The organism is Gryllotalpicola sp. CP2-P1 (assembly GCF_057512245.1).
The window spans coordinates 1-6,838 of record NZ_JBLRDT010000138.1 but is presented as its reverse complement, the minus strand read 5'-3'; the positions used below and the strand labels follow the sequence as shown (position 1 = coordinate 6,838).

3 protein-coding genes and 1 pseudogene are annotated in these 6,838 nt (G+C 71.0%); 1 reads left to right on the top strand and 3 read right to left on the bottom strand.

The window, feature by feature from the left end; genetic code table 11:
- Nucleotides 1–676: pseudogene (locus tag ACM2XV_RS10855) on the top strand (ECF transporter S component); the annotation flags it as partial.
- 53 nt (nucleotides 677–729) lie between these two features.
- On the opposite strand, the gene metH reads toward ACM2XV_RS10855, so the two are convergent.
- From metH to ACM2XV_RS10840, 3 genes are all read right to left on the bottom strand, one after another.
- Nucleotides 730–4,329, bottom strand: a complete 3,600-nt coding sequence (gene metH, locus ACM2XV_RS10850) for a methionine synthase (protein ID WP_487026939.1) — start codon at nucleotides 4,327–4,329, stop codon at nucleotides 730–732.
- Nucleotides 4,330–4,405: 76 nt separating this feature from the next.
- Nucleotides 4,406–5,896 carry an MFS transporter gene (locus ACM2XV_RS10845; protein WP_487026938.1) on the bottom strand — a complete coding sequence of 497 codons (1,491 nt, stop codon included), beginning with the start codon at nucleotides 5,894–5,896 and terminating at the stop codon, nucleotides 4,406–4,408.
- A gap of 182 nt (nucleotides 5,897–6,078) precedes the next feature.
- Nucleotides 6,079–6,838, bottom strand: a 760-nt coding sequence (locus ACM2XV_RS10840) for a phytoene desaturase family protein (RefSeq protein WP_487026937.1), incomplete at its 5' end; no start/stop codon positions are given.

Below are 6,838 nucleotides of genomic sequence, written 5' to 3'. Positions count from 1 at the left end.
GCCGAGCGACGCGCAGCGGACGGTTCCGTACCTGGCGGTCGCGCTCGTCCCGGTCATCGTCGCCGGGCTGACGCTCGCCCTCGACCGCCAGTTCGCGAGCGCCAAGGCGGTGGCCCTGCTCGGGGTGCTGGGCGCGATCGGCGCCGCGACCCGGGTGCTCGGCGACACGGTCGGCGGCGTCGAGCCCGTGTTCGTGGTGCTGATCCTCGCGGGCCGCGCGCTCGGTGCGCGCTTCGCCTTCCTGCTCGGCATCGTCGTCGTCACGGTGTCCGCGGTCATCACCGGGGGCATCGGGCCCTGGCTGCCGTACCAGCTGTTCGCCTGCGCCTGGGTCGGCGCCGGGGCGGGGCTCCTCCCCCGGCTGCGCGCCGGCCGGTGGGCGCGACGCGCCGAGGTCGTCATGCTCGCCGCCTACGGCGCGATCGTCTCGTGGCTGGTCGGCGCGCTGCTCAACCTCTCGTTCTGGCCGTTCGCCCTCGCCGGCGGCACGAGCATCTCGTATGCACCGGACGCCGCCTCGTTCGCGGGCCTGCTCGAGAACCTCAAGGCGTTCGCGCTCTACTCGCTCGCGACCTCCACGCTCACCTGGGACACCGTGCGGGCGATCACGACCGTCGTCGGGATCGCCGCGATCGGGCGCCCCGTGCTCGCCGCGCTGCGGCGCGCGAAGCTCTGACGGCAGGAGGGGCTGGCGACCCTCGCAGCGCGGGGCGCGGGGCGCGGGACGCGCTACACGCTGAAGTACTTCGCCTCGGGGTGGTGGAACACGAAGGCGTCCGTCGACTGCTCGGGGTGCAGCTGCAGCTCCTCGGAGAGCTCGACGCCGATGCGCTCGGGCTTCAGCAGCTCGACGACCTTGCGACGGTCCTCCATGTCGGGGCAGGCGGGGTAGCCCAGCGAGAACCGGGCGCCGCGGTATTCGAGCTTGAACAGCCCCTCGACCGAGGCGGGCTCTTCGTCGGCGAAGCCGAGCTCTGCACGGATGCGCGCGTGCCAGTACTCCGCGAGCGCCTCGGTGAGCTGCATGGCGAGGCCATTGAGCTCGAGATAGTCGCGGTAGCGGTTCTCTGCGAAGATCTTCGCGGTCGCGCGGCTCACGGACTCGCCCGCGGTCACCAGCTGCACCGGCATCACGTCGACGCGGCCGGAGCGCTCGGCATCCTCTCGCGACTTCACGAAATCGGCGAGGCACAGGTGACGGTCGCGCCGCTGCCGCGGGAAGTGGAAGCGGAGCCGCTCGGTGCCGAGCGCCGCACCCGAGCCGCCGTCGGGGGCGAGGATGCCCGCGGGGCCGAGCGCGCCGGCGGGGTCGTCGCCGTGGTGCAGCACGACGACGTCGTCGCCTTCCGAGACGACAGGGAAATAGCCGTAGGCGACGGAAGCCTCGAGCAGCCCTTCCGCGAGGATCCGGTCGAGCCAGTACCGCAGCCTCGGCCGCCCTTCGGTCTCGACGAGCTGCTCGTAGGAGGCGGCGCCGCGCCCCGGCTTCAGCCCCCACTGCCCCATGAACGTCGCGCGCTCGTCGAGGAAGGCCGAGAAGTCCGCGAGCGGGATGCCGCGCACGATGCGGGTGCCCCAGAACGGCGGCGCAGGCACCGGGTTGTCGGTCGCCACATCCGACCGGGCGGGCATCGCCTCGGGCTCGGTCAGCGTCAGCTGCGAGCCCTCGCGGTGGATGCGCTTCTTGAGCGCCGGCAGCCCCACCGAAGCGGGGTCGGCGCCACGGGCGATCTTGACGAGCGGCTCCATCAGGGCGAGGCCCTCGAACGCGTCGCGCGCGTAGCGCACCGTGCCCTCGAACATCCCGGCGAGGTCGTCCTCGACGTAGGCGCGCGTGAGTGCGGCGCCCCCGAGCAGCACCGGCCACCGGCCGGCCAGGCCGCGCTGATTCAGCTCGAGCAGGTTCTCTTTCATGACGACCGTCGACTTGACGAGCAGGCCGCTCATGCCGATCACGTCGGCGTTGTGCTGCTCGGCGGCGGCGATGATGTCGGTGATGGGCTGCTTGATGCCGAGGTTCACCACCTCGTAGCCGTTGTTGGTGAGGATGATGTCGACGAGGTTCTTGCCGATGTCGTGCACGTCGCCGCGCACGGTGGCGAGCACGATGCGGCCTTTGCCCGCCGAGGCATCCGACCTGTCCATGTGCGGCTCGAGATACGCCACGGCCGCCTTCATGACCTCGGCCGACTGCAGCACGAACGGCAGCTGCATCTCGCCCGCCCCGAAGCGCTCGCCGACGACCTTCATGCCCTCGAGCAGGTGCACGTTGATGATGTCGAGCGGGCTCTGCCCACCCGACATGGCGAGGTCGAGATCGGATTCCAGGCCCTTCGCCTCGCCGTCGATGATGCGCCGCTCGAGCCGCTCGCCGACCGGCAGCGCCGCGAGCTCGGCCGCGCGCTGGTCGCGCAGCGCCTTGGTGTCGACGCCCGCGAAGATCTCGAGCATGCGCGCGAGCGGGTCGTACTCGAGGTTGCCGTCGGCGTCGTAGCGGCGCCGGTCCCAGACGAGGTCGAGCGCGACCTGGCGCTGCTCGTCGGGAAGGGATGCGAGCGGCACGATCTTCGCCGCGTCGATGATCGCCGAATCGAGGCCGGCCTGCACCGCCTCGTGCAGGAACACCGAGTTGAGCACCTGGCGAGCCGCCGGGTTCAGGCCAAACGAGACGTTCGAGACGCCGAGGGTCGTGTGGATGCCGGGGTACTTCCGCGTGATCTGCTCGATCGCCGAGATCGTCTCGATCGCGTCGCGCCGGGTCTCCTCCTGCCCGGTGGCGATCGGGAAGGTGAGGCAGTCGACGATGATGTCGGCGACGTCGAGTCCCCACTCCCCCGTCAGCGCCTCGACGAGGCGCGTCGCGATCGCGACCTTGCCCTCGGCCGTGCGCGCCTGCCCCTGCTCGTCGATCGTCAGCGCGACGACCGCGGCGCCGTGCTCCTTGACGAGCGGCATGATGCGGCCGAAGCGCGACTCGGGGCCGTCGCCGTCCTCGAAGTTCACGGAGTTGATGACCGGCCGCCCGCCGATGAGCTCGAGCCCCGCCTGCAGCACGGCCGGCTCTGTCGAGTCGACGACGAGCGGCAGGGTCGAGGCGCTCGCGAGGCGCGAGACGATCTCGCGGGCATCCGCGACGCCATCGCGGCCGACGTAGTCGACGCAGACGTCCAGGAGGTGCGCGCCGGCGCGGATCTGATTGCGCGCGATCTCGACGCAGTCGTCGAAGCGACCGTCGAGCATCGCCTCGCGGAACGCCTTCGAGCCGTTCGCGTTCGTGCGCTCGCCGATGGCGAGGTATGAGGCGTCCTGCTCGAACGGCACGTGCTGGTACAGGCTCGCGACGCCGGGGTCGACCTCGATCGCGCGCACGGTCGACGCGGCCCGGCCGACGCGCTCGACGACGGCCTTGAGGTGCTCAGGGGTCGTGCCGCAGCAGCCGCCGACGAGCCCGAGGCCGAACTCGCGCACGAACTGCTCGTGCGCCGTCGCGAGCTCGGCGGGCTGCAGCGGGTACTCGGCGCCGTTCTTGCCGAGCACGGGCAGGCCCGCGTTCGGCATGCACATGACGGGAAGGCGCGAGTGCTTCGAGAGGTAGCGCAGGTGCTCGCTCATCAGATCGGGCCCCGTGGCGCAGTTGAGGCCGATCGCGTCGACCCCGAGCGGCTCGATCGCGGTGAGCGCGGCCCCGACCTCGGAGCCCATCAGCATGGTGCCCGTGGTCTCGATCGTGATCTCGACGAAGATCGGCAGGCGGATGCCTGCGGCTTCGCTCGCACGCTTGCAGCCGTTGATCGCCGCCTTGGTCTGCAGCAGGTCCTGCGAGGTCTCGACGAGGAACGCGTCGGCGCCGCCCGCGATGAGGCCCGCGGCCTGCTGGGCGAAGGTGTCGCGCAGGTGCGCGTAGGTGGTGTGGCCGAGGCTCGGCAGCTTCGTGCCGGGGCCGATCGAGCCGAGCACCCAGCGGAGCCTTCCGTCGCCCTGCTGCCAGGCCTCGGCCCGCTCGCGGGCGATCCGGGCTCCGGCCGCCGCGAGCTCTTCGATGCGGTCGTCGATGCCGTAGTCGGACAGGTTCGACCAGTTCGCGCCGAAGGTGTTCGTCTCGACCGCGTCGCTGCCGACCTCGAAGTACGCGTCGTGGATGCCCGCGATGATGTCGGGCCGCGTCACGTTCAGGATCTCGTTGCAGCCCTCGAGCTGCTGGTAGTCCTCGAGGCTCGGGTCCTGCGCCTGGATCATCGTTCCCATGGCCCCATCGGCCACGACGACGCGCGCGCTCATCTCGTCGAGCAGCGCACGCGAGCGAGGAGGGACAGGCAGGGCCGGATGCATGCTTTCAGGCTACTGTCCGCGGGTCGAATCGGTCGCTCTGCGACGTTCCCTGTCCCCGACCTGTCCCCCCGGCGGCCTACTTGGCGGCAGCGAGCTCGAGCGGCAGCTCGTCGAGGTCGATGAGCTCGTTCTCGTCCTGCGTCTCGACGAGTTCGAGCGCCTCGGCGGGCGTCTCGACCGCCGGCATCGAGCCGGGCAGCGGGCGCCGTGCCGACTCGCGCAGGCCGAATGCCGCAGCTGCGCCGACGACGGCGAACCCGATCAGGTAGTACGCCGGCGTCATCGGGTCGCCCGTGGCCTGCATGATCGCCTCGATGAACACGGGGGCGGTGCCGCCGAAGACGGCGACCGCGATGTTGTACGAGATGCCCATCGAGCCGTAGCGCATCGAGGTCGGGTACAGCGCGGGCAGCGCCGAGGCGAGCGTGCCGACGAGCAGCGCCGTCGGCACCGCCATCAGCAGCAGGCCGAGCAGAGTCGACCACACGGCGCCGATCGCGAGCAGGGCGAAGGCGGGCACCGCGAAGACGCCCATGGTCGCGGCGCCGATCCAGACCGTCGGGCGGCGCCCGATGCGGTCCGAGAGCATTCCGGCCACGGGGATCGCGGCCGACATCACGACGAGCACGGGAATGGTCAGCAGCGTGCCGTGGATCGGGTCGAAGCCGAGCGTGTCGGTGAGGTACGTGGGCATGTAGCTCGTGAGCGCGTAGCCGACCGTGTTGGCGGTCGCCACGAGCACGATCGCGATGAGCAGCGGCTTCCACTGCGTGCGCAGGATCGAGAGGATGCCCGTCTTGGGTGCCGGCCCCTCGACGGCATCCACCGCGTCGTTCATCGCCTTGAAGGCGGGCGACTCCTCGATCTTGAGCCGGAAGTACACGGCGATCGCGCCGATCGGGCCGGCGAGCAGGAACGGGATGCGCCAGCCGTAGTCGAGCATCGCCTGGTTGCCGAGCGTGAGCTGCATGATCGAGACCATCAGCGCGCCGAAGGCGAAGCCCAAGTACGAGCCGAGGTCGAGGAAGCCGCCGAAGAACCCGCGGCGGCGGTCGGGCGCGTATTCGCTGACGAAGGTCGTCACGCCGGCGTACTCGCCGCCGGTCGAGAAGCCCTGCAGCAGCTTCATGACCACGAGGATCACGGGGGCGGCTGCGCCGATCGTGCTGTACGACGGGATGAGGCCGACGATGAACGTCGCCGAGGCCATCATGATGAGCGTCGTGGCGAGCACGCGCTGGCGCCCGAGGCGGTCGCCCAGACGGCCGAAGATGATGCCGCCGAGCGGGCGGGCGACGTAGGTCGCGGCAAAGACGCCGAGCGAGAACAGCACCTGCACGCTCGCGGCCGCCGTCGGCAGAAACACGGCGCCCATCGTGACGGCCAGATAGCCGTAGACGCCGACGTCGTACCACTCCATGGTGTTGCCCACGACGGTGCCGCGCAGGGCGCGCTTCAGCATGGTGGTGTCGACGATCTGCACGTCGTCGAGGCGGAGCCTGCGGGGCCGGGGACGGGCCGCCTGGCGGGTGGCTCGGGCTGTGGTCGGGTGTGCGTGAGAACTCATGGTTCCTTCCTGATTGAGCGACTGACACGACGGCTCGGAACGTGCCGTCGTCGTCCGCCACTCAGGGGCTTAGCGCGACCCCCGTACGGGGGCTGTGGCGCGCGCATGAACCAATAAGTTTACAGGCGTAAACGAATTGCCGCGAATCGGCGGCCGATTATTCAGGCTGATCGGGGGCTAAATCACTGAGCGTCCGGGCCGAGTTCGGGTGATGCGAGATGCAACTCTTTGAGCGCGAGCTTCGCCGCTTGCCACCCCGACTGGCCGTGCACCCCCGGGCCGGGCGCGGTCGACCCGCCGCACAGATAGACGCCAGGAAGCGGCGTGCGCCACGGGGAGCGGCGCGGCAGCGGGCGGGCCACGAGCTGCAGGGTCGACGTCGCCCCTGCGGCGATGTCGCCGCCGATCATGTTGGGGTCCATCCGCTCGATCTCGCGCGCGGTCGTTCCCGCGCTGGCGAGCACCGTGTCGCGGAATCCGGGCGCGAAGCGCTCGATCTCGGCGGTGATCGCCTCGGTGCGGTCGGCGTCGGAGCCGGCCGGCACGTGGGTGTACGCCCAGAGCACGTGCCGCCCCGCCGGCGCGCGCGTGTCGTCGAGCACGCTCGGCTGGCTGAGCAGAAGATACGGATGCTCCGGCAGGCGCCCGCTCGCCACCTCTCCCTCGGCGCGCGCGATCTCGGCGCGGGTGCCGCCCACGTGCACCGTCACGGCGTCGCGCAGCTCGGGCGCGGCCCACGGCACGGGGTCGCTCAAGGCGAAGTCGACCTTGGCGATGCCGTCGCCGTAGCGGAACGCCTCCATCGCGGCGAGGTACGGCCTCGGCAGGCGCTCCCTCGCGAGTTTCGCGAAGGCGCGCGGGGTCACGTCGAGCAGCACGGCGTCGGCATCCGCCACCTCGGCGATGCTCTCGATCTCGACGCCGGTCTCGATGCGCCCCCCG